The following is a 21,386-nucleotide window of genomic DNA, read 5'->3' on the forward strand; positions in this document are numbered from 1 at the left end:
TTCCTTGATCGGTCTTTCCGTACTGGTCGCAGCTATTGACGGTCCGCGCGACGGCGTGCGAAGGTCTGCGCAATCGTTTCGATGAGCCGGACGGTGAAGGAAACGACTGCACGGCGAACCGGCCGGCTACGTGGACCGGCGGGACCGCAGGACGTTATGCAGGTACGGGCCGGATCACCGATCGGGCCCGACGACACGAGGAGGCGGCGAACCGCAGTGGCCACGATCTCCGACGTCGCACGGATGGCCGGCGTCTCGACGTCCACCGTGTCGCACGTCATCAACGGCACCCGGCCGGTCCGCGAGGAGACCCGCACCCGGGTCGAGGAGGCGGTCCAGGCCACCGGCTACCGGCGCGACAGCCTGGCCCGGGCGCTGCGCCGCTCCCGTACCGACTCCGTCGGGCTGATCCTCACCGACGTGTCCGAGCCGGCCTTCGCGGCGATGGCCCGCGGGGTCGAACGGGAGGCCATGGGCGCCGGTCTGACCGTGCTGCTGGCCAACTCGGGCGAGGACCCGGAGCTGGAGGCACGGGCCCTGGAGGTCCTCGCCGAGCGCCGGGTCGACGGCCTGATCGTCGCGCCGGTCGCCCGCTCCCACCGGGACGCGATCACCGCCGTGATCGACCAGGGCACGCCGGTCGTCCTGATCGACCGGCTGGGCGGGGCCAAGGCCGACCAGGTGGGCGTGGAGAACACCGCGCCCATGCGGGAGTTGGTGCTGCACCTGGTGGAACGGCACGGGCACCGGCGGATCGCGCTGGCGGCCGGGGACACCGCGGTGCCCACCATCGCGGAGCGGCGGCGCGGCTACCTCGAAGCGCTCGACGAGGCCGGGATCGACGTCGACGACACCCTGATCGTCACCGGCAGCGGCCGGGCGGACGACACCCGCGAGCGCATGACGGACGTACTGCGGGAGCGGGCTCCGTCGGCCGTGGTCGCGGCCAGCACCGAGACCGCGGTGGGCGTGCTGGCGGCGGCCAAGAGCCTCGGCGTGATGCCGCCCGAGGACTTCGCCTTCGCCACCTTCGACGGCTTCCCGCACACCGATCTGTTCCGCCCCGGCATCACCGAGGTCGTCCAGCCGGCCCACGAGGTCGGGGCCACAGCGATGGAGCTGCTGCTCAGCCGCATCGACGGCAGCCTCACCACCCGGCCGCGCACCATCCGCCTGGAGCCCGAGATCACCTACCGGGAGTCCTGCGGCTGCCCGGCAGCCTGAGCACATCCACCACAGCAAGGGGGCGGCAGGAGAGGTCCAGTCTCCTGCCGCCCGAGTTCAGCGAACCATCACTGAAGGGGTCAGTTTCCCATGCCCTCGCACGCCCTCGAACACCTCACCCGCCCCACCCGGGCCCGTACCGCCCGCGTCTCCAGCTGGGACCAGCGGGGCCGCAACCAGGACTACTGGACGACCCCCGCCCACTCCAGCCGGGTCCTCGCCGACCTCGAAGGGCCGGGGCGGATCACGCACATCTGGATGACCCAGTTCTGCCGCCGCACCCTCGGCCCCGGCCTGATCGACCCCCTGGAGGCCGACACCGTCGCCCCCGTGATGGAGATCCACAACGCGCTCGGCGTCAACTGGGAGGAGCCGGACCCGGATTACTACCGCAAGGTCCTCCTCCGCATCACCTGGGACGACGAAGAAGAGCCCGGCGTCCTCGTCCCGCTCGGCGACTTCTTCGGCATCGGCCACTGCATGCCCAACAGCTACCAGTCGGCCCTGTTCACCGTCTCCGCCAAGCCCGAGGAGTCCCTGATCTTCGGCGGCAGCGCGGCCCTGAACTGCTGGGCGCCGATGCCGTTCAACCAGCGCGCCCGCATCGAGCTGGTCAACGAGAACGACCTGCCGATCCAGCAGTACTTCTACATCGACTACGAGCTCTTCCCTGACGAACTCCCCGAGGACACCCTCTACTTCCACGCCCGCTGGAACCGCAGCAACCCCTGCAACGGCTGGGCGCCCGACATCCAGACCAACAGCCCCGAGGTCAACATCGTCGACGTCACCGGCGAGGACAACTACGTCATCCTCGACACCGAGGGCAAGGGCCACTACGTCGGCTGCAACCTCTCCGTCCACCACCGGCAAGGGAGTTGGTGGGGCGAGGGCAACGACATGATCTGGATCGACGACGACTTCCTGCCCGACGGCTCCACCAGCTGGCCGCCCTCCCTGCACGGCACCGGCACCGAGGACTACTTCAACCACGCCTGGGGGATGCAGAAGAACGCCTACCTCTACCACGGCGCGATCCTCCACGAGGCCGACGTCCCCGGCTACTCCGTCAACTACCGCTTCCACGTGGCCGATCCGGTCCGCTTCGAGGAACGCATCAGAGTCTCCATCGAGCACGGCCACGGCAACCACCTCGCCGACGACTGGGCCTCGACGGCCTACTGGTACCAGACCCTGCCGTCCCCGAAGACGACGATCCCGCCGCTGGAGCAACGCCTTCCGGTGCGGCCGGCCGGGCAGCCGATGCCGGCCCCCGCCGCGCGGTCCGGCGCGGTCGCCGAGGAGATAGCCGTGATGCGCCAGCGGTACCAGGCCCGCTTCGAGCGGCACATGGAGCACCTGGCCGAGCGCACCCGGCAGCGCGGCGAGCGCTCGTTGCAGGAGTCCGAGGCCAACATCAAGCAGGCCGCGGCCGTACGCCGCCGCTACGACGAGCGCGCCGATGACTGAGACCGAGGCACCCCCGGCGCTCGACACGCACTTCCCGGCGGTCCATCTGCGCCCGCCGGCGCACTGGATCAACGACCCCAACGGCTTGGTCTTCCACGACGGCCACTACCACGTCTACTTCCAGTACAACCCGCACAGCGCCCGCCACGCGGACATGCACTGGGGCCACTACCGCAGCCGCGACCTCCTCCACTGGGAGCTGCTGCCGGTGGCCCTGGCCCCCACCCCGGGCGGCGACGACGAGGGCGGGGTCTGGTCGGGCAACGCGGTCTCCCACGACGGCCGCCTCACCGCCTTCTACTCCGCCAAACGCGACGACCGTTGGCACCAGCCGGTGACCTCGGCGGTGTCGTACGACGGCGGTACGACCTTCACCAAGCGCGGAAGCCTGCTGATCCCGGAACCGCCCGCCGGGACGACCATGTTCCGCGACCCGTACGTGTGGAGGGACGGCGACCGCTGGCGCATGCTGGTCGGCGCGGCCCTGGCCGACGGACGTGGCGCAGCTCTCCAGTACGCCTCCGACGACCTCGACGACTGGTCGTACGAGGGCGTCTTCCTGGCCCGCCCACCACACCCCCTGCGCGACGGCCGCTCCACGGAGGAAGGCTGGGAGTGCGCCCAGTACGCCGCCTTCACCGACGGCACCGGCGCGGTCCTCGCCAGCGCCTGGGACCCTCGGGACGGGGCGAGTTGCGCGATCTACTGGCCGGGGCGTGAGGAGGAAGGCGAGTTCCAGGCCGCCGCCACACCCCATCTCCTCGACCACGGCCCCGACTTCTACGCCCCCGCCCTGCTGCACGCGCCCGACGGACGGTGGTTGATGTGGGCCTGGATCTGGGAGGCCCGCGACGAGGAACACGTCGGCGCTTCTAGCGCATGGACGGACGAGGCGGGTTGGGCGGGCATGCTCTCCCTGCCCCGAGAACTGACACCGGGCCCGAACGGAGCACTCGTCCAACGGCCGGCCCGTGAACTGCTGGCCCTGCGTGGCGAACGCAGGATCGCCGCCCAGGGCAAGGCGAGCGCCGAGCAGCCGGTGGAGCTGGGTGAGGTGTCCAGGGCCACGGACCTGACGGTGACGCTGGAACGCGGCGGCCGTCTGCGACTGCGCACGTCACGGGACGGGACCGAGTACCTGGACATCGTCCACGACCCGGTGAGCGGTGAGTTGGTCGTCGACCGTGACCATGCCTCCCTCGACTCCCGCGCGAAGGGCGGCAGTTGGGGCCTGCAGTCCGAGGGCCCGAGCATGGACGTGCGTATCGTGCTGGATCACTCGGTGGCGGAGATCTTCACCGCGGGAGGCCGGGCGTTGACGCTGCGGTTCTACCCCGTAGGTGAGGGGCCCTGGCGCGTGGAGATGGGCGCTGTGGGCGTAGGCTCAGCCGCATACGCGGTCGGGGCATGGGACTTGGCACGTCCCGAACGGGAAGTCGGCGGAGGGATCGGCAGCTGACACCGATGCGGATGCCCCGCCGATCCCCAGCGGCTCCTGGCGGGGCAGTCTCGACATCGCCTACGGCGTCGCCGTGCCGTCCGTGGTGTCGAAGGGCTCGACGCCGGCGTCGCGTGCCAAGGCGAGGAAGCGCCGGATGGTCTCGGCCGGCATGTCGAGGCCCTCGCACGCGGACTGCTCGTCGCCGAAGACGCGGACCGCCTCGGCGACGGCGACGGCCAGTTCGGACTCCGCCTTGCGGACCTTGCCCTCGGCCTTGTCCACGACGTCGACCGCCAGCAGCTGGCGGCGCTGCCGTTCCTGAAGCCGCTGCTTGCGGGAGAGGGCCTTTTCGGGGTTGTGCACTGTCATGACCAAGATCATAGTGGCACGCGGTGAGGGCATCTTCTTGCGTAACTCGCAGCCGTTGCAGCGGCGTTGAAGCCTACGGTTTTCGTGCGAGCCCACCGTGCTCGGCCACGATCTCCGGAGCGGGGGCACCGGGCTCCGGTCGCCACTGCGTGACCGAGACGACGCCGGGCTCGATCAGTTCCAGGCCGTCGAAGAACGCGGTGATCTCGTCGACGGTGCGCAGGTTGTACGGCACCGCGCCGCTGCTGTTGTAGGCGTCCTGGGCCTGCTCGAAGACCGGGTCGATGCCGCGCGAGCCGTCGTTGATGGAGAGGTAACTGCCCGAGGGCAAGGCGTCCATGAGCCGGGTGACGATGGAGCGGGCCTGATCGCGGTCGGCGACATGGCCCAGGATGTTGCTGAGGATCAGCGCGGTGGGCCGGCTGAAGTCCAGCGTCTTCGCGGCGCCGGCGAGGATGCGGTCCGGGTCCGTGACGTCGGCGTCGATGTAGGCGGTCGCGCCCTCGTGGGTGGAGTAGAGCAGGGCGCGGGCGTGTCCCAGGACCATCGGGTCGTTGTCGACGTAGACGATCCGCGCCTCGGGGGCGATCTGCTGGGCCACCTCGTGGGTGTTCTGCGCGGTCGGAAGGCCGGTGCCGACGTCGAGGAACTGCCGGATGCCCGCCTCGGAGACCAGGTAGGTGATGTTGCGGCGCAGGAAGGCGCGGCTGCTGCGGGCGATGGTGACGATGCCGGGGAAGACGGCGGTGTAGGCGTCGCCGGCCTCTTCGTCGACGGGGTAGTTGTCCTTGCCGCCGAGCCAGTAGTTCCAGATCCGGGCGGAGTGCGGCACCGACGTGTCGATCTTGTGGTGCTCTGCCGGTTCGGGCGTCGTCACTGGGTCAGTCATGAGTCACGTCAGTCTTTCAGCCGAGGTATGGACCTTCCAGGGCACAACCTACGTCTGAACGCCCGTCGCCCGCTTGGTTGTTCGGGGTTCCAATTTGATCGGACCCGGGCGGCGCGGTGAGAATCCCTCGGGTTCCAGCATCCTGTGGTGGGCCGGGCTCCTTACCAATGACCGCCAGCGCACAGACCCGAGGAGAGCAGTGACCCGTTGGTCCGCCGCCCTGACCCAGGCCGGCATCACCGACCCGCAGCTGCGGCGTTCCTACGACGCCCAGCGCAGGCTCGTGCGGCGCAACCGCCGTGAGGAGTATCTGGCGGTGAGGCTCCTGCTCCCGGCCCGGATCCACCCGGGTGTCATCGCGGCGGTCGCCTTCATGGACGAGACCGACAGACGCATCGACTCCGGCGACATCCGCACGCGACAGGACGCGCTCCGCACCTGGGACCGACAGGCGACGGAAGCCCTGGTCGGCGAACCCACCGAGAACGAAACCCTCCGGGCCTTGGCGGACACGACACGACGCCACCCGGTCCTGGGCACGCAGGTACGGCACTTCCTGGACGGTGCACCGGTAGAAGCCAGCTGGTCCGGCTTCGCGACCGACGCGGACTTCCAGGACTACGTCGACCGCTACTCCCTGCCGGCCTTGATGCTGACGGCCTCACTCATCGGCCCGGAACCGGGCACCGAGCACTACGAAAGGTTCCTCCACGGATGCCGTCGCCTCATCGAGGCGATGCAACGGACCGACTTCCTGGCCGACCTCGCCGAGGACGTCGACCAAGGCCGCGTCGGCATCCCCAAGGACGAACTGGACCGACATGGGCTGGACTTCGACAGCCTCCGCGACAGACCAGGGGCCTGCGCACCGGCACTGGCCCGCCTCGTGGACGAACAGGCGGCGAGCGCGGACGCCGTGCTCTCGGACTGCCGACACCTGCCCGAACTGGTCGTCCCGCCGTACCGGCCGTTCCTGAGCACCCTGATCTCGGTCCAGACATTGCGCCTTGACGCCGTGAAACGCAACCACACCACCATCCTCCGAACCGGGGCAAGCCCAGCGACGTCGGCGGCACTGCGCGTTCTGTGGCGGGGGTATCGCGAGACACGGACCCGACAACACCGGCCGACAGGATGAGGTGGCTCATTCCTCGCGTTGCATGACGAGAGAGCTGAGACCGTCGCCCTGCTGGATCAGCACCTGCCGTGCCAGCGGGAACCGTGGAGCCTGGACGGCAGCTCTACATAGAGAGGGACGACGAAGAATCCGGGGAGGGAACGCCACCGCGGAGTGTGCCATCGCCGGCCTGAGGAATGATCTCGCTCAGAGGAAGCCGCACTCTGTGGCGTCAGTGGTGCCAAGCCCGTCCGCCCGTGTTGTGGATGAAGCGTTGCAGCACCTTCAGGGTGGTGAGGTATTCCTCGTCGGAGATGTCTGCGTGCCGTTCTGTCCAGAGTTCGTCCTGGAGGGCGGCGGCCTTGTCGTAGAACGCCCTGCCCTGAATCGTGAGGGTCAGGTGTCCCTCCGTGTCCTCGGTGATCCAGCCCTGGGTGATGGTCGTGTCGATCTCCGACTCCATGGTTTCCGGGCCGGTTTCCAGGTAGTTCTGGAGGAGGCGGGACACTTCCTCACGGGTCTTGGCGGTGTCGGCTCGTGCGACCTGGGCGAGGACCCACCACTGCGGTTGGGTGGTGCCGATTTCGGCGAGGGCGGACCGGGTGCGGGTGATGACGGCCTTGTAGGCAGCCCAACTCCAGTATCCGATGGGCTGCTTGATCAGTTCGGTGTCGCTGTGTGAGTACTGCATGGCAGGGACCTCTGCGTTGTCTGGGTTGGTTCGACGGGATCGACCGTAGAAGCTCGACTTGACTTGAGGTCAAGGGTCGTCAGTCGACGCGCCCGCTCGCGGACTCGGCGTGTCCTAGGTCCATGTGCCGAGGCCGAATGCGGCTTCGGGCGGGTTTCCGCGCGTGGTCGGGTCGCTAGCGTCGGCGTGGAGTCACGATCATGCACTCGAGGAGTTCGATGCCCGCCAGCGGTTACACGTATCTCTGCAAGTTCGACGTACTGGAGCGGGACACTCCCCGGCGTTTCGAGGTGGAGGGTGTTCCCGTCAGCCTCGTTCTGGTCGAGGACGAGGTGTTCGCGATCCACGACGTGTGCTCGCACAGTGCCGTCTCGCTCTCCGAAGGAGAGGTGGACGGATGCACGGTCGAGTGCTGGCTGCACGGCTCCCGTTTCGACCTGCGCAGCGGAAAGCCCCTCGACCCGCCGGCCTCCCGGCCCGTGCCGGTGTATCCGGTGCGGATCGAGGACGGTTGCGTGTACGTCGATGTCGCGCGGCGCGGTGAGGGATAGGCGAGGCTCGGGTCGAGGGCCTTGGCGTTGTTTTAGAAGACGCGTACTGCGCTTGCCCCGCCCATGGCCTCCGCCTCGGCCGTGTGCTCTGCGGTGCGATGAACGACTACGTTGCCGAGATCCCGTGACAGGTGGGTGACGAGCGCGGCGAGGTGATCGGGCCAGTCGGCCGGGGCGGACAGCGGCGGGACGACGATCAGTTCCAGTAGATCCGCGGGATGTGTCGCCGTTCCCTCGGCAACGGCGCCTTGGAGAGCGAGGTAGGCGGGTGCCGGGTGGAGACGCGCCTGTGCCTCCTCGCGGACCATGTCGGCGACGGCGTCGCGCAGGTCTGCCAGCCGGCGCAGGGCATCCCAGGCGACATGGCCGGGGACGAGTTGTACGGCGTCCCCCTTGCGCCTGGGCTCGGTGAGGCCGAGCAGACCGAGGCGGAAGAGCGCCGCCTCCAGCTGCGTCGACGTCACCGCCGCTCTCCTGGACAGCTCGTCGAGCGGCAGCGGCTCGGCCGCGTCGGCGCTGTGATGGTCCACGAGTGCGGTGAGGAGCCGGCCCGAGGTGCCGGGGAACAGGGCGGAGAGCGGCGTTTCGAAGTTCATGGTGCGTCCTGGACGGGGTTCTCGCCGGCTTCGCAGGCGGGTGGCATCGACGACGAAGCCGACGAGAGTCTTGGGGGCGGCAGTGCCGCCTTGTGGCAAGGCGGTCAGGCTTCGGAGGGCCATTCCTCCATGAGCGCGATGTCCGCCTCGTGGAACTCCGCGAGTACGTCGAGGAACCCGCTCCTGCCCCACAGCGCCAGGCCGAGAACGGCGACGCCCACGGCCGTGATGTGCACGGCTCCGACGAGGTCCTCACACGACGCCGCGCGCATCGCCGACTGGTCCCCGCGGGCCCACGCCCGCGTCGCCTCGGCGATGGCGAACTCGTAGTGCGGCGGGGCGACCGTCGCGATGGTGTCGGCCTGCCGAACGAGGTCGTCCAGCCTGAACGCCTTACCGGTCAGCTCCATGATGCTGATGGTGGAGCGCACCAGGCCGTTCAGGACGGCGTACACCTCCAGGGACATACCCGTGTCCAGGTCGTCGAGCGCCGCTTGGACCGCGGTGCTGTCGTGGTCCACATAGCCCCGGACCACGTCCATCGCGCGGTCGCGGGAGGTCTTGTGCGCTGCGTCGCTCATGTCGATCACCCTAGGGACACGGGGCGAGGAGCGGATCGGTCTCTCGGCGCAGAGCGTCTAGGAAGAAAGCACTAAGACCGCCCACCAGGGGTGCAACGCCGCCTGAGCCCTTTCGCGACCATGAAAATGTTTCGCCATCCGAGTCGAGCGGATGGCAGGGTGCGCCGCATGGCACCCCAGTTCCAGATCCGCGCGGATTACGACGCTGACACGATCGTGGTCTATCAGGCGTACGCACCCGCCATCGCCGACGCCGCACTGCGCGCCGGGCGCTTCGTCGCGCCGTACTCGTTCCACCGTATGACCTGGATCAAGCCCTCGTTCTCGTGGCTGATGCACCGCAGCAACTGGGCCCGCAAACCTGGCCAGGAGCGTGTCCTCGCCGTACGGATCACCCGGCAGGGCTGGGAGGAGGCACTGTCCCGGGCCGTGCTCACGACCGCGGACCCGGCAGCCGTGGCCCAGGCGGCCGTACATGTCCAGTGGGACCCGGAACGCTCGTTGCGCGGAGCGGCACTGAACCACTACAGCATCCAGGTCGGCATCAGCCGCGAGCTGATCCGCACCTTCACCGACGAGTGGATCGTCAGTCTCACCGATCTCACCCCCCAGGTCCGCAAGGCCGCGGCGCTGACACAGACGGGGCACGCCGCCAAAGCCCAGCGGCTGCTCCCTGGCGAGCGTCCGTACCCGCTGCCACGGACACTGGAGAGTCGCCTTTCCCCGGGCCGGGTCAGCCCTTGACCGCTCCGGTCAGCACACCCGTCCTGAAGTGCTTCTGCATGAACGGGTAGACGACAAGCAGCGGCACCAGCGTCAGCACGACCACCGCCATCTGGAGCGACAGCGGCGCGGTCTCCGCGTGTGCGTTGCCGAAGCCGCTGTTGACCGAGCCCGGCAGGCCGTTGCCGCGGTTGACGTAGGTGAGCAGGACGTACTGCAGGGGCCACTTCTGGCTCTCGGTCGGCATGTAGAGCATGACGTTGAAGAAGGCGTTCCAGTAGCCGACGGCGTAGAAGAGGGTGATGACCGCGGTGACGGCGCGGGAGGTGGGCAGGACCACCGACCACGGGATGCGCCAGTCGCCAAGCCGGTGTCCGTGGGAGCGGGCGCGCGAGAGGCCGTAGGCGCACAGCACCGACACCACCATGGAGATTGCGGTGCCCACGGCGGTGATGCCCAGGCTGACCAGCACCGAGGTGCGGACGGTCGGGTCGCTCAGCATCTCCCGGTAGGCGGAGAGCGTGAGACCGTCCGGCCAGATCACCAGGCCGCCGGCGCGGTTGACGGCGGCCTGGTGGAGGGGCTGGTGACGACGATGATCTACAGGGGGACCAGGACGGCCGCGACGACCAGGACCAGCGCGGCGGTCTTGCCCGTGGTTCCGGCCGCCGACGGCTGGTCGTCCCAGACGGGACGTCCGCGACCTGGTGCACTGGACCCAGATCGGCAACGCCCTGGACCGCCCGAGCCAACTGCGCCTGCCGCTCGACTCGCGGTCCTCCGGCGGCATTTACGCACCCACCCTGCGTCACCACGCCGGCCGCTTCTGGCTGGTCGTGACGAACGTCAGCGCGGACGGCAATCTGCTGCTCACGGCCACCGACCCCGCGGGCCCCTGGTCCGACCCGGTCAAGCTGCCCGGGGTCCCCGGCATCGACCCGGACCTCGCCTGGGACGAGGACGGCACCTGCTGGTGCACCGTCGCCGGCGTCGCCCAGGTCCGCCTCGACCCCCACACCGGGGAGACGTCCGGCCCTGTCCGCAAGGTGTGGTCGGGGTCGCCGGGCGCCAAGGCCCCGGAAGCACCGCATCTGTACCGGGTCGGCGACTACTGGTACCTCCTGATCGCCGAGGGCGGCACCGAGCGCTGCCACAGCGTGTCGATCGCCCGCGGCCGTACTCCCGACGGCCCGTTCGAGCCGTGCCCGGCCAACCCGATCCTGACCCACCGCGGCACCGAGCACCCCGTCCAGAACACCGGCCACGCGGACCTGGTCCAAGGCCCCGACGGCTCATGGTGGATGGTGCTGCTCGGCGTACGACCGGGCGGCGGCACCCCCGGCTGGCACGTCCTCGGCCGGGAGACCTTCCTCGTTCCAGTGGACTGGGTGGACGGCTGGCCGGTCGTCGGTGAACTGTCGCTGGAGGCGCCCGCACCCCCGTGGCCGCTCCAGCCCGGCCCGGCCACACCGGTCCGGGACGACTTCGACCTCACCGAACTGGCCCCGCTGTGGATCTCACTGCGTCACCGCCCGGCCGAGGATGTCACCACCAAGGAACGCCCCGGCTGGCTCACCCTCCGCGGCCGCGGGGCGTCGCCGGACGACACCGACGTGACCTTCGTCGGCCGCCGACAGCAGCATCTGTCGTGCCGGGTACGGGCGTTGACCGACGCGGGGGAGGGGCGCGGCGGTCTGACCGTCCGGCTCGACGAGCAACATCACTACGCCGTCGAGACCGCCGCCGGTGAGGTGCGCGTGATCGCCCGGATCGGCCCGCTGAGCACGGTCGTCGCGTCCGGGCCGGTACCGCCAGGACCCGTGGTCCTCAGGATCGAAGTGGCCGCCGTCGAGACCCTGCGCGACGCCCGCACCGGACCCGACACCGTCTCGATCGGCTTCGAGGAGACGGACGGCACCTTCGCCGAACTCGCGTCGCTCGACGGCAAATACCTCTCCACGGAGGTCGCGGGCGGCTTCACGGGCCGGGTCCTCGGGATGTTCGCGGCATCCGGCTCGGTCCACTTCGACTGGTTCGACTACGAGCCGCTCGACGGGTGAGAGGTGCCGTGGCGGGTGTGGGTGCGCGGCGGCCGGCCCGCACCCGCTAACGGCGGGCAGCCGCGAGGCTGTCGGCGAGGCGGAGCAGATCCGGGCCCAGGGCGGAGTCGGAACTCCACACCGCTTCGAAGGAGATCTGCACCTCGCGGCCCTCGTCCATCAGCGGCCGGTGCGGCACGTCAGGAGAGGTGAGCTTGGAGCGCGGCACCATCGCCGAGCCCAGGCCCAGCTTCGTCCAGTCCTCCAGGACCTGGTAGCTGGCGGCCTCTCCCGCATAGGTGGACAGCGGCATCTCGTGGGCCTGGAAGAGCTGTGTGGTGAAGGTCGTCAGACCGCAGGTGTCCGGCACGAGGATGAACTGCTCCTTGCCGGCCTCCCCGAGCTCGAGCGGAGCAGCGTCCGACAGGTCGGGGCTGAGGACGACGATCGGCTCGACGTCGATGACCCGGTGCTCGAAACGGGGCATGGCGGCGACGGCCGGGATCAGGATGATGTCGAGTTGCCCGGCGAGCAGGGACTCCCGCAGGTCCTGCATGTTCGCCTCGCGCAGCACGAGGTCGCGGGGCACCGGGAGATCCTGCACCTTCCCGAACGCCCGGGCGATCAGGTGGGAGCCGATGAGGGGCGAGACGCCCATCCGGATCTTCTGCTCGCCGGGCTCGGTCAGCCGCCTGGCCTCCGCGGCCACGGCGTCGAGCGCCTCCACCGCGCGCTCGATCAGCGGCAGCATCCGCGTCCCGAACGCCGTCTGCGTCACACCGCGCGGCGACCGGTCGAAGAGCCTGCCGCCGAGACGCTCCTCCAGCTTGGCGATGCCGTTGGACAGCGCGGGCTGGGTGACACCGTAGGCACGCGCGGCGGCACTGAACGACTTGGTCTCGGCGACGGCCTGCGCGTACCGAAGCCCTTCCGGATTGAGCCGGTCGACCATAGCCATGCCCTATCGCTCCCTCTGCAGACGTCCCCCTACCGGTGAGGTACTGCTGATTCAGCATAACCACCCTCTATGGACCGGTCGTCCTGGCGAGGGGAGCGGGGGGGGCGTGCTCGAAGGTCAGTTGCGGCCGGCCATGACGCCGCCGTCGATGTCCCACACGGCGCCGGTGACCCAGTCGGTGTGGTCGGACAGGAGGAAGGCGACGGTGGCGGCGATGTCGTCCGGCGTGCCGGTGAGGCCGAGGGGGTGGAAGTCGTTGAAGCCGTCGAGGGCGGAGTCGACGTCGGACTTCGGGATGAACTCCTCGTAGATCGGGGTGCGTACGACCGCCGGGGCGACCGCGTTGACGCGGATGCCGTGGGCGGCGAGCTCCATCGCGAGGTGCTGGGTCAGGGAGTGCAGGCCGGCCTTGGCCATCGAGTACGCCGACGAGGGCGTGGCGGCGATGGCCTGGTGCGCCCACATGGAGCCGATGTTGACGACTGCCCCCTTGGCGCCGCGGTCGATCATGTTGCTGACGACGGTCTGGGTGATGAAGAAGAAGGCGCGGTTGATGGCCTGGTAGCGGTCGTAGTCCGCGCCCGTGTGCTCCAGGAAGGACTTGGGGGCGAACACACCCGCCGCGTTGACCAGGAGCGTCGCGTCGGAGTGGTCTCGGGTGAGCGTCTCGCGCAGGAGGTCGAGGGCCGCGGGATCGGTCAGGTCGGCCGCCAGGCCCACCGTCTTGCCGTGGGCGGCCAGGGCGGCGGCCGCCTCGTCGGCGCCTGCCTGCGAGCGGCCGGTCACCACGGCCGTACCCCCGGCGTCGAGGACGTGGCGGGCGACGGCATGACCGATGCCGCTGGTGCCGCCGATGACGATGACCTTCCGGCCGGTGAAGTCGAGGGTGGTGCTGGACATGCGGGGCTCCTGTGGTGTGCCACGGTTATGCCTTGCTCGATCGGCAGGCACGGGCTGCGCGGGTGGGTTCCGCGACGTGCCTGCCAAGTTAGGCACCGCCACAGCGCGCCGGTAGAGGATCACGCTGAATCAGACTATAAGCGCCGTGTATGGCCTCTCAGGAATACCCCGTTCGTCTGCCGCCCCCTCACCCGCTCACCCGAGCGGTCGTCCGCCGGGCGACCAGCGTCGGTGAGAGTTTGATCTGCACGGACGTCTTCTGCCGCTCGGCGATCCGCTCCAGGAGCAGGCGTACGGCGTTGGAGCCGATCTCCCGCCCCGCCTGGTCGACGCTCGTCAGCGAGATGGGGCCGAAGGAGGCGAAGGTCGTGTTGTCGTAGCCGGCGACCGAGATGTCGTCGGGAACGGACAGCCCGGCCTCGGCGAGGGCATCGAGCACTCCCATGGCGACGATGTCCGCGCCGGCGAAGATCGCCGTGGGCCGTTGCGGCCGGGCGAGGAGTTGCCGGGCGCCTTCGTGGCCGCCCTGCTGGGTGTAGACGGTGGAGACGATGTCGATCTCGTCCGCGAGACCATGGGCCTGCATGGCGCGCCGGTAGCCGTCCGCGCGCTGGGCGTTGGGCATCTCCACGATGCGGGTCGGGTCGGTCTCGTGGTGCTCGATGTGGGCGATGCGGCGGTGGCCGAGGCCGACGAGGTGATCGACGACCAGGGCCGCGCCGGTGACGTCGTCGTCGGTGACGGTGTCGTACACGGGGGAGTGCCCGTGGCGGCCGACGACGACGGTCGGCACGGTGGCGGCGATGTGCTCCAGACGGGAGCGCGCGGACACCGGAGCGATCAGGATGATGCCGTCCATCCCGCGGTCGATCATGGCCTCCGTGATGCGCGCCTCCGTCTGCTCGTCGTTGCAGCCGCCCGGGCCCAGGAACACCTGGTAGTCGGTGTCGGCGAGGCGGCCGGTGATGCCGTCGACGATCTCGGGGAAGAACGGGTTGCGGATGTCCGGGAGCATCACGCCGATCGTGTACGTCTGCCCGCGCAGCCCCCGTGCGGCGGCCAGTGGCCGGTAGCCCAGCTCGTCGATGGCGCGCCGCACCTTGGCCCGCATCTCGGGGCTCGCCCCGTAGGCGTTGCGCAGCACTTTGGACACCGCGGTGGTGGACACCCGGGCATGGCGGGCCACGTCGACGATGGTCACGCGACGTGGCGGGGTGGGCGGCTCCATGCGGCTTCCTCCGGTGCCGTGGGCAACGTTGGCGGAAAGTGTACGGAGAAAGTCCTCTCCAGGTAAGAGCGATCACCGGGGCCGGACAGGCGGGTGCGACCGGCGTCGTAACAATTTCGCAGCTTGCGCGGCATCTTGACGTCATGCGGTGGGCTCTCTAGGGTCTGGCACCACCCGATGGGAAACGTTACCCGTCAGCGGCGATCGGGACGCGTGATCCGCTGGCTTCCGCAGCCGACAGGCTTCGTCCGCGGCCACAACACAAGATCCCGGCAGACGCTCTCGCTCCGCCGAACCGCCACAGCCCGCAACGGGCACGCTTTGAATCGTTTCAAGGAAGCAGGTGCGCCCGTGACCCTCGCCCCGAACGCCCAGCTCCCGGATCGTGACCACTCTCCGGACCCGGCCCCGGGCACCCCGCCGCGGTGTGCACGCACGACGCCGCCCTGGTGGTTCATGGCACCGGCTCTGCTGCTGTTCGCCTTCGTCGTCCTGATCCCCAGCGGCCGCGGGCTGTACTACGCGTTCACCGACTGGGACGGTCTGGACCCCGACTTCTCCTTCATCGGCCTGGACAACTTCGCCGAGATGACCCGTGACACCGACGCGGTCCAGGCCATCTGGCACACCCTGCTCATCGCCGTGTCGATCACCGTCGTGCAGAACGCGGTCGGCCTGCTGCTGGCCCTCGGCGTCAACTCGGCGATCAAGTCCCGCAACCTGCTCAGGGTCCTGCTGTTCGCCCCCGCGGTGGTCACCCCGATCGTGACCGCCTACCTGTGGCGCAACCTGCTCGGCCCGGACGGCGCGGTCAACAGCCTGTTCGGCGCCGTGGGACTCGACGGCTGGCGGCAGGACTGGCTGGGCAGCCCGGACCTGGCCCTGTGGACGATCGTCGGAGTGATCGTCTGGCAGTACGCCGGCTATTCGATGGTCATCTTCCTGGCGGGACTGCAGTCGGTGCCCCAGGAGGTCCACGAGGCCGCGTCCCTCGACGGCGCCGGGCCCGTGCGGCGCTTCTGGTCGGTGACCCGGCCGCTGCTGGCCCCCGCCTTCACCGTCAACCTGATGCTGTCGATCATCGGCGGCCTCAAACTCTTCGACCAGGTCTACGCGCTGACCGGCGGCGGCCCCGGACACGCCACCGACACCATCTCGACGCTCATCTACAAGGACGCCTTCACGCTCGGCGAGTTCGGCTACAGCATCGCCCTCGCCGTGGTCCTGACGATCATCGTCGCCGTCGCCTCCACCGGCCAGTACGCCCTGCTGGCCCGCAGCGAGAGGGCCGCCTCGTGAGCCGCTACCGTCCCCGCACCCTCGCCCTCGAACTGTCCATGATCGCCGTCGCCCTGCTCGTCGGCTTCCCGGTCTACGTCCTGGTCAACCTCGCCGTACGGCCCGCCTCGGACAACTCGTCCCCCATCAGCCCGACCAGCTCACCCACCCTCGACAACTTCAGCCAGGCCTGGCAACAGGGCGCCCTCGGCGGGGCGTTGGCCAACAGCCTGCTGGTGACGGCGTCCAGCGTCGTGATCGTCCTGGCCGTCTCCTCCCTGGCCGCCTACCCGTTGGCCCGCATCACGGCCCGCTGGTCACGCGGCACCTACCTGCTGGTCCTCCTCGGCCTGGTGCTGCCCTTCCAGCTCGCCTCGCTCCCGCTGTACCAGACCATGCGCGACCTCGGCCTGCTCGGCACCCCCTGGGCCCTGGTCCTGTTCTACTCCGGCCTCCAAGTGCCGTTCACGGTCTTCCTGTACGTCGGCTTCCTGCGCGCCATGCCGCGTGACTTCGAGGACGCCGCCCTGATCGACGGCTGCACCCCGCTCCAGGGCTACCGGTACGTCGTCCTGCCCATGCTCAAGCCCATCACCGTGACGGCGCTGGTGCTCAACACGGTCGCCGTCTGGAACGACTTCTTCACCCCGCTGCTGTACCTCAGCGGCAGCGCGCAGCAGACCATGCCGGTCGCGATCGCCGGGTTCGTCGGTCAGTACGTCACCGACTGGAACCTCATCTTCGCCGCCCTGGTGATCAGCATCCTGCCCGTCCTGCTCATCTACTTCCTCCTGCAACGCAGCATCATCAACGGCTTTGCCGGAGGCCTGCGGGGCTGACGCCCCGCCTTCTGCTCCTCGAGGGAGACACCATGAAGACACGCATGTTCACGGCCCTCGTCGCCACCACGACGGCTGCCGCTCTCCTGGCCGCGTGCAGCGGCGGGACCAAGTCCGCCTCCGAGGGCGGCGGGGGTTCCAAGACCCTGACGCTGGCCTCGGTCGACCAGGGCTCCGTCGAGGACGTCGTCAAGGCGTTCGAGAAGGCCAACCCGGGCGTCAAGGTCCGCTACACCACCAGCGGCGCCGACCAGTACCAGCAGCAGATCCGCACCCAGCTCGCCTCCGGCACCGCGCCGGACGTGATGTCCGTGTGGCCCGGCAACGGCAACCCCGCCGCCACCCATGTCCTCGCCAAGCCCGGCTATCTGCGCGACCTCTCCGACCAGCCGTGGGCCGCCAAGATGCCCCCGGCGATCAAGTCCGTCGCCCAGTACGAGGGCAAGACGTACAACGCGATCTTCGGCCAGAACGGCATCGGCGCGGTCTACAACGACGAGGCCATGAAGAAGGCCGGCCTCACCCCGCCGGACACCTGGACGAAGCTGCTCGCCTTCTGCCGCGACGCCAAGGCCAAGGGGACCCCCGCCTTCGCGCTGGGCAACCAGGACAACTGGGTGACCCAGCTGGTGCTGTACGCCATGGTCGCGACGACCGTGTACGGCCCGGACCGCGACTTCGACCAGAAGCTGCAGGCGGGCCAGGCCACCTTCGCGAAGTCCGAGTGGGCCACCGCCCTGGACAAGTACCTGACGATGGAGAAGACCGGCTGCTTCCAGAAGAACCCGCTGGGCACCAACTACGAGGCCAGTCAGCAGCTCGCCGCCACCGGCAAGACCCTCGGCATCATCCAGGGCAACTGGGTCATCGCCCTGCTCAAGGGCAAGAACCCGCAGGCCTCGTTCACGCTCAAGGCGGTGCCGGCGACCGACACCCCGTCCCAGACCCTCATCCCGGCCGCGGCAGGCGCCGGCTACGGCGTCAACGCCAAGGCGAAGAACCCCGAACTGGCCCTGAAGTTCGTGAACTTCGTGATGTCGCCCCAGGGCATGCCCCTGTTCACCAAGAAGCAGGGCAGCCTGCCCTCCCTGCCCGACACCGGCTTCAAGGTCGACCCCTCGCTCACCGAGCTGTCGACGTTCATCACCTCCAACCGCACCGTGCCGTTCATGGACCAGCTGTGGCCCAACGCCAAGGTGCAGCAGACCATGCTCAGCGGCCTCCAGGAGATCTTCAGCGGCCAGAGCACCCCGCAGGGCGTCCTGAAGGACATGGACAACGACTACAAGGCCGGCTCCTGACCCGGCAGACCGGCGTCCGAAGGGACCCACGGAGTTGACCGATGCAGCACCTGAGAACCGAAGGAGTGGCGATGCCGAAGGACCGACGGGACCCCGCCGTCGCACCGTGCTCGCGGCCAGTGCCGGCGCGGTGCCGGTGATGGCCGGCGTGCCGGGCGGAACGCCCGCCGGGGCGGCGCCGCAGCGCCCCGTGGAGGAGGGCGAAGTGTACGGACTGACCGTGGAACACCGCACCGACCCGCTCGGGGTGGACGCCGCGCACCCCCGCTTCGGGTGGCGGATGCGGTCCGCCGGACGCGGGCGGAACCAGGGGGCGTACGAGATCCTCGTGGCGAGCTCGCCGGGGAAGCTGGCCGGTGACCGCGCCGACGTCTGGAGCAGCGGCCGCGTCCCGACCGCCGACTCGGTGGCCGTCCGCTACCGGGGCAAGCCGCTGAAGGCCGCGACCCGCTACCACTGGACCGTCAACGTCTGGGACACGAAGGGCCGTTGGATCGGCAGCGGGCCCGTGGCCTGGTTCGAGACGGGCCTGATGAGCACCGACGGCGTCACCGGCTGGGACGACGCCGAGTGGATCGGAATGCGGGGCAAGACGCCCCGCTCGCCCGGCGCGCCGATGCTGCGCACCGAGACCCGGCTCAAGGGCCGGGTCCGCGAGGCCCGGCTGTACGTCTCCGCGCTCGGCGTCTACGACGCCTACGTCAGCGGCCACCGGGTGACCGTCCCGCAGGACGGCGGCACCACCCTCGAACTGCTGCCGTCCGGCTGGACGAACTACGACGTCCGCGCCAACTACCTCACCTACGACGTCACGCACCTCGTCGCCCGGGAACCGGTCGTCACCCTGGCGGCCGTCCTCGGCAACGGCTGGTACAACGGCCGGATATCCGAGGGGAGTACGTACTACTCCGAGGACGGCAACGCCCTCGCCCTGAAGGCCAAGTTGCTGATCCGCTACGCCGACGGCACGACCGAGTCCGTCGTCACCCGCCCGGACGGCACCTGGAAGGCCACCGACACCGGCCCCTACCGGGCCGACGACATCTACGACGGCCAGACCTACGACGCCCGCGAGGAACTGGCGGGCTGGACGTCCGCCGGCTACGACGACTCCGCCTGGTCCGACACCGAACGCGTCCCCTACACGACCAAGTACCCGGACGCCCAGCTCCTCGCCTACCCGGCGGAGAGCGCCCGCCTGATGACCCGTTGGGACTGCCGACCGCAGTCGATCACCGTGTACACGGGGGTGACCGGCGAGGGCCGGGGACGGATCGTCGTCGACCCCGACCGCACCGTCACCGACCCGCACCAGGCGGCCTCCGCCCACGTCACCCTCGGCGCCGGCGACACCGCCGTCTTCGACCTGGGCCAGAACATGGTGGGCGTACCCCGCTACAGCGTGCGCGGCCCCGCCGGGGCCCAGGTCTCCTTCCGGTTCGGGGAGATGCTCAATGACGACAGCGCCGGCGCGGACGGCCCCGAGGGCTCCGTCTACCGGGCTAACCTCCGCAGCGCCGAGGCCACCAGCACCTACATCCTCAAGGGTGACCGCAACGGCGAGACCCACCAGGACTCCCTGACCTTCTACGGCTTCCGCTACGCGTCCGTCACCGCCACCGAGACGGTCACGATCACCCGCCTGACCGGCAAGGTCGCCACCTCCGCCGTCCAGGAGACCGGCACCGTCACCACCGACGACCCCGACACCAACCAGCTGATCAGCAACATCCGTTGGGGCCAGCGCGGCAACTACCTGTGGGTGCCCACCGACTGCCCGCAACGCGACGAACGCCTCGGCTGGACCGGCGACACCCAGGTCTTCGCCACCACCGGCCTGTACAACGCGGACGCCGCCCCCTTCCTCACCCACTTCCAGGACACGGTCGTCGACTCCGCCGCCCTCTACGGCATGGACAAAGCCCAGTTCACCGGAGTCGCCCCCGGCGGACGCTACAACTTCCCCGGCGGCGGCAGCGGTTGGGCCGACTGCGGGGTCGTCCTGCCCTGGACGCTGTGGCAGATGACCGGCGACCCGACCGTCATCGAGCACAACTGGCCCGCGATGACCCGCTACCTCGACTGGATCCGGCAGCAGACCGGCGACACCTACGCTGGCCAGGGCTCCCTCACCGGCGACTGGCTCGCCCCGCAGCAGACCAGCGCCCAGCTCATGAGCGACGTCTACTACGGCTATTCCACCCGCCTGATGGCCCAGATGGCCCACGCCGTCGACCGCCCGACCGAGGCCGCGGCCTACGAGCAGCTGTTCGCCGACATCAAGAAGGCGTTCATCAGCAAGTACCTCAGCACCGAGGGCGGCACCACCACCGTCAGGTCCAGCCTCGGCGAGGCCTCCCCGATCGAACCCGGCGCGGACCCCGACCAGAAGACGGAGGACAACACCCAGTCCGCCCTGCTGTGGGTGCTCAAACTCGGCTTCTACGACACCGAGGCCCAACGCCGAGCCCTGGTCGGCCACTTGGCGGACAACATCGGCAACGACGCGGCCTACAAGGCGGCCCACCCGACCAGCAGCCGGGTCAAGTACGCCGAGAACACGCTGTCCGTCGGCTTCCTCGGCGTCAACGTCCTTGCCCCCGTCCTCAGCGACGAGGGCCGCACCGACCTGGCGTACGCACTGCTCCACCAGGACGCGCTGCCGTCCTGGCTGTACTCGGTGAAGAACGGCGCCACCACGGTGTGGGAGCGCTGGAACTCCTACTCCAAGGACGACGGCTTCGGCCCGGTCAGCATGAACTCCTTCAACCACTACGCCTACGGCGCCGTCATGGAGTGGATGTACGCCTACATGGCCGGCATCGCCCGCGACCCCGACAGCCCCGGCTTCAAGCACTTCGTCCTCCAGCCGCACCTCGATCCCACGGGACGGATCACCGAGGTCGCGGCGGCGTACGAGTCGCCGTACGGCCGGATCAAGAGCGAGTGGAAGGTCGCGGACGCGGGCGGCACCTTCTCGTACGACGTCCAGGTGCCCGCCAACAGCGAGGCCACCCTGCGGCTTCCGGCCCTCTCCGCCGACACCGTCCGCGAGGGGCGGACCCCGCTGGCCGGCGTCGACGGGGTGCGTTTCCTCGGGCACGCCGACGGCGTGGCCTCGTACCGGCTGCCGTCGGGCTCGTACCGGCTCACCAGCAGGCTGCGCTGAGAGCTCTGCGGGCCTGTGTGTG

19 protein-coding genes and 1 pseudogene are annotated in these 21,386 nt (G+C 69.6%); 11 read left to right on the forward strand and 9 right to left on the reverse strand.

The window, feature by feature from the left end; translation table 11 throughout:
* The first annotated feature begins 216 nt into the window (after positions 1–216).
* The 3 genes from IQ210_RS14390 (at position 217) to IQ210_RS14400 (ending at position 4,153) form a co-directional block, all read left to right on the forward strand.
* A complete protein-coding gene (locus IQ210_RS14390; protein WP_194079372.1) occupies positions 217–1,224 on the forward strand; it encodes a LacI family DNA-binding transcriptional regulator in 1,008 nt (335 codons plus the stop codon).
* Between the two features lie 90 nt (positions 1,225–1,314).
* Positions 1,315–2,694, forward strand: coding sequence for a glycoside hydrolase family 172 protein (locus IQ210_RS14395; protein ID WP_194079373.1), 1,380 nt, complete (start codon positions 1,315–1,317; stop codon positions 2,692–2,694).
* Entirely contained in the window at positions 2,687–4,153 is a 1,467-nt protein-coding gene (locus IQ210_RS14400) for a glycoside hydrolase family 32 protein (RefSeq protein ID WP_194079374.1), read from the forward strand. The genes IQ210_RS14395 and IQ210_RS14400 overlap by 8 nt, the downstream gene beginning before the upstream one ends.
* 60 nt (positions 4,154–4,213) lie before the next feature.
* On the opposite strand, the gene IQ210_RS14405 is transcribed toward IQ210_RS14400, so the two are convergent.
* Positions 4,214–4,504 carry a hypothetical protein gene (locus IQ210_RS14405; RefSeq protein ID WP_228047731.1) on the reverse strand — a complete coding sequence of 97 codons (291 nt, stop codon included), beginning with the start codon at positions 4,502–4,504 and terminating at the stop codon, positions 4,214–4,216.
* A gap of 73 nt (positions 4,505–4,577) precedes the next feature.
* Positions 4,578–5,393, reverse strand: coding sequence for an SAM-dependent methyltransferase (locus tag IQ210_RS14410; RefSeq protein WP_194079376.1), 816 nt, complete (start codon positions 5,391–5,393; stop codon positions 4,578–4,580).
* Positions 5,394–5,592: 199 nt separating this feature from the next.
* Here IQ210_RS14410 and IQ210_RS14415 point away from each other — a divergent pair, with 199 nt between their 5' ends.
* Positions 5,593–6,531, forward strand: coding sequence for a phytoene/squalene synthase family protein (locus IQ210_RS14415; protein WP_194079377.1), 939 nt, complete (start codon positions 5,593–5,595; stop codon positions 6,529–6,531).
* 211 nt (positions 6,532–6,742) lie between these two features.
* Here IQ210_RS14415 and IQ210_RS14420 read toward each other — a convergent pair whose 3' ends face one another.
* Entirely contained in the window at positions 6,743–7,201 is a 459-nt protein-coding gene (locus IQ210_RS14420) for a MarR family winged helix-turn-helix transcriptional regulator (RefSeq protein WP_194079378.1), read from the reverse strand.
* A 218-nt stretch (positions 7,202–7,419) separates the two neighbouring features.
* On the opposite strand from IQ210_RS14420, the gene IQ210_RS14425 reads away from it, so the two are divergent.
* On the forward strand, positions 7,420–7,752 hold the full coding sequence (locus IQ210_RS14425) for a non-heme iron oxygenase ferredoxin subunit (protein ID WP_194079379.1): 333 nt from the start codon (positions 7,420–7,422) through the stop codon (positions 7,750–7,752).
* 32 nt (positions 7,753–7,784) lie between these two features.
* Here IQ210_RS14425 and IQ210_RS14430 read toward each other — a convergent pair whose 3' ends face one another.
* Positions 7,785–8,348 (reverse strand): hypothetical protein, encoded by a 564-nt coding sequence (locus IQ210_RS14430; protein ID WP_194079380.1) that lies wholly within the window; start codon positions 8,346–8,348, stop codon positions 7,785–7,787.
* A gap of 104 nt (positions 8,349–8,452) precedes the next feature.
* On the reverse strand, positions 8,453–8,929 hold the full coding sequence (locus IQ210_RS14435; protein ID WP_194079381.1) for a hypothetical protein: 477 nt from the start codon (positions 8,927–8,929) through the stop codon (positions 8,453–8,455).
* Positions 8,930–9,097: 168 nt separating this feature from the next.
* Here IQ210_RS14435 and IQ210_RS14440 point away from each other — a divergent pair, with 168 nt between their 5' ends.
* Positions 9,098–9,673: a DUF4291 domain-containing protein gene (locus IQ210_RS14440; RefSeq protein ID WP_194079382.1), complete on the forward strand. Its 576-nt coding sequence runs from the start codon at positions 9,098–9,100 to the stop codon at positions 9,671–9,673.
* On the opposite strand, the gene IQ210_RS14445 is transcribed toward IQ210_RS14440, so the two are convergent.
* Positions 9,663–10,196 (reverse strand): ABC transporter permease family protein, encoded by a 534-nt coding sequence (locus tag IQ210_RS14445; RefSeq protein ID WP_228047732.1) that lies wholly within the window; start codon positions 10,194–10,196, stop codon positions 9,663–9,665. The genes IQ210_RS14440 and IQ210_RS14445 overlap by 11 nt on opposite strands.
* A 148-nt stretch (positions 10,197–10,344) precedes the next feature.
* Between IQ210_RS14445 and IQ210_RS14450 the strand changes: the two are divergent.
* Positions 10,345–11,712: pseudogene (locus IQ210_RS14450) on the forward strand (glycoside hydrolase family 43 protein); the annotation flags it as partial.
* 46 nt (positions 11,713–11,758) lie between these two features.
* Here the strand turns inward: IQ210_RS14450 and IQ210_RS14455 are convergent.
* From IQ210_RS14455 to IQ210_RS14465, 3 genes are all read right to left on the reverse strand, one after another.
* Entirely contained in the window at positions 11,759–12,649 is an 891-nt protein-coding gene (locus tag IQ210_RS14455) for a LysR family transcriptional regulator (protein ID WP_228047733.1), read from the reverse strand.
* Between the two features lie 117 nt (positions 12,650–12,766).
* Positions 12,767–13,549, reverse strand: a complete 783-nt coding sequence (locus IQ210_RS14460) for an SDR family NAD(P)-dependent oxidoreductase (protein ID WP_194079383.1) — start codon at positions 13,547–13,549, stop codon at positions 12,767–12,769.
* 187 nt (positions 13,550–13,736) lie between these two features.
* Positions 13,737–14,777, reverse strand: coding sequence for a LacI family DNA-binding transcriptional regulator (locus IQ210_RS14465; RefSeq protein WP_194079384.1), 1,041 nt, complete (start codon positions 14,775–14,777; stop codon positions 13,737–13,739).
* Between the two features lie 351 nt (positions 14,778–15,128).
* Here IQ210_RS14465 and IQ210_RS14470 point away from each other — a divergent pair, with 351 nt between their 5' ends.
* The 4 genes from IQ210_RS14470 (at position 15,129) to IQ210_RS14485 (ending at position 21,364) form a co-directional block, all read left to right on the forward strand.
* Complete coding sequence (locus IQ210_RS14470) at positions 15,129–16,076, forward strand: carbohydrate ABC transporter permease (RefSeq protein WP_322656366.1); 948 nt, start codon at positions 15,129–15,131, stop codon at positions 16,074–16,076.
* A complete protein-coding gene (locus IQ210_RS14475; RefSeq protein WP_194079385.1) occupies positions 16,073–16,894 on the forward strand; it encodes a carbohydrate ABC transporter permease in 822 nt (273 codons plus the stop codon). The genes IQ210_RS14470 and IQ210_RS14475 overlap by 4 nt, the downstream gene beginning before the upstream one ends.
* 32 nt (positions 16,895–16,926) lie before the next feature.
* Positions 16,927–18,195: an ABC transporter substrate-binding protein gene (locus tag IQ210_RS14480; protein ID WP_194079386.1), complete on the forward strand. Its 1,269-nt coding sequence runs from the start codon at positions 16,927–16,929 to the stop codon at positions 18,193–18,195.
* A 139-nt stretch (positions 18,196–18,334) separates the two neighbouring features.
* The gene (locus IQ210_RS14485; RefSeq protein ID WP_194079556.1) at positions 18,335–21,364 is read left to right on the forward strand and encodes an alpha-L-rhamnosidase; all 3,030 of its coding nucleotides are present in this window, start codon (positions 18,335–18,337) and stop codon (positions 21,362–21,364) included.
* The last annotated feature ends 22 nt before the right edge of the window (positions 21,365–21,386 follow it).

Origin of the sequence: Streptomyces justiciae, assembly GCF_015163075.1 — a bacterium.
Lineage (GTDB): Bacteria > Actinomycetota > Actinomycetes > Streptomycetales > Streptomycetaceae > Streptomyces > Streptomyces justiciae.

Excerpts from the sequence above, each read along its gene's own strand:
- IQ210_RS14480 (WP_194079386.1), top strand. The coding sequence starts at position 16,927 with ATGAAGACACGCATGTTCACGGCCCTCGTCGCCACCACGACGGCTGCC.
- IQ210_RS14455 (WP_228047733.1), bottom strand. The coding sequence starts at position 12,649 with ATGGCTATGGTCGACCGGCTCAATCCGGAAGGGCTTCGGTACGCGCAG.
- IQ210_RS14465 (WP_194079384.1), bottom strand. The coding sequence starts at position 14,777 with ATGGAGCCGCCCACCCCGCCACGTCGCGTGACCATCGTCGACGTGGCC.
- IQ210_RS14485 (WP_194079556.1), top strand. The coding sequence starts at position 18,335 with ATGGCCGGCGTGCCGGGCGGAACGCCCGCCGGGGCGGCGCCGCAGCGC.
- IQ210_RS14425 (WP_194079379.1), top strand. The coding sequence starts at position 7,420 with ATGCCCGCCAGCGGTTACACGTATCTCTGCAAGTTCGACGTACTGGAG.
- IQ210_RS14440 (WP_194079382.1), top strand. The coding sequence starts at position 9,098 with ATGGCACCCCAGTTCCAGATCCGCGCGGATTACGACGCTGACACGATC.
- IQ210_RS14410 (WP_194079376.1), bottom strand. The coding sequence starts at position 5,393 with ATGACTGACCCAGTGACGACGCCCGAACCGGCAGAGCACCACAAGATC.
- IQ210_RS14400 (WP_194079374.1), top strand. The coding sequence starts at position 2,687 with ATGACTGAGACCGAGGCACCCCCGGCGCTCGACACGCACTTCCCGGCG.
- IQ210_RS14420 (WP_194079378.1), bottom strand. The coding sequence starts at position 7,201 with ATGCAGTACTCACACAGCGACACCGAACTGATCAAGCAGCCCATCGGA.
- IQ210_RS14460 (WP_194079383.1), bottom strand. The coding sequence starts at position 13,549 with ATGTCCAGCACCACCCTCGACTTCACCGGCCGGAAGGTCATCGTCATC.
- IQ210_RS14405 (WP_228047731.1), bottom strand. The coding sequence starts at position 4,504 with ATGACAGTGCACAACCCCGAAAAGGCCCTCTCCCGCAAGCAGCGGCTT.
- IQ210_RS14435 (WP_194079381.1), bottom strand. The coding sequence starts at position 8,929 with ATGAGCGACGCAGCGCACAAGACCTCCCGCGACCGCGCGATGGACGTG.
- IQ210_RS14430 (WP_194079380.1), bottom strand. The coding sequence starts at position 8,348 with ATGAACTTCGAAACGCCGCTCTCCGCCCTGTTCCCCGGCACCTCGGGC.
- IQ210_RS14395 (WP_194079373.1), top strand. The coding sequence starts at position 1,315 with ATGCCCTCGCACGCCCTCGAACACCTCACCCGCCCCACCCGGGCCCGT.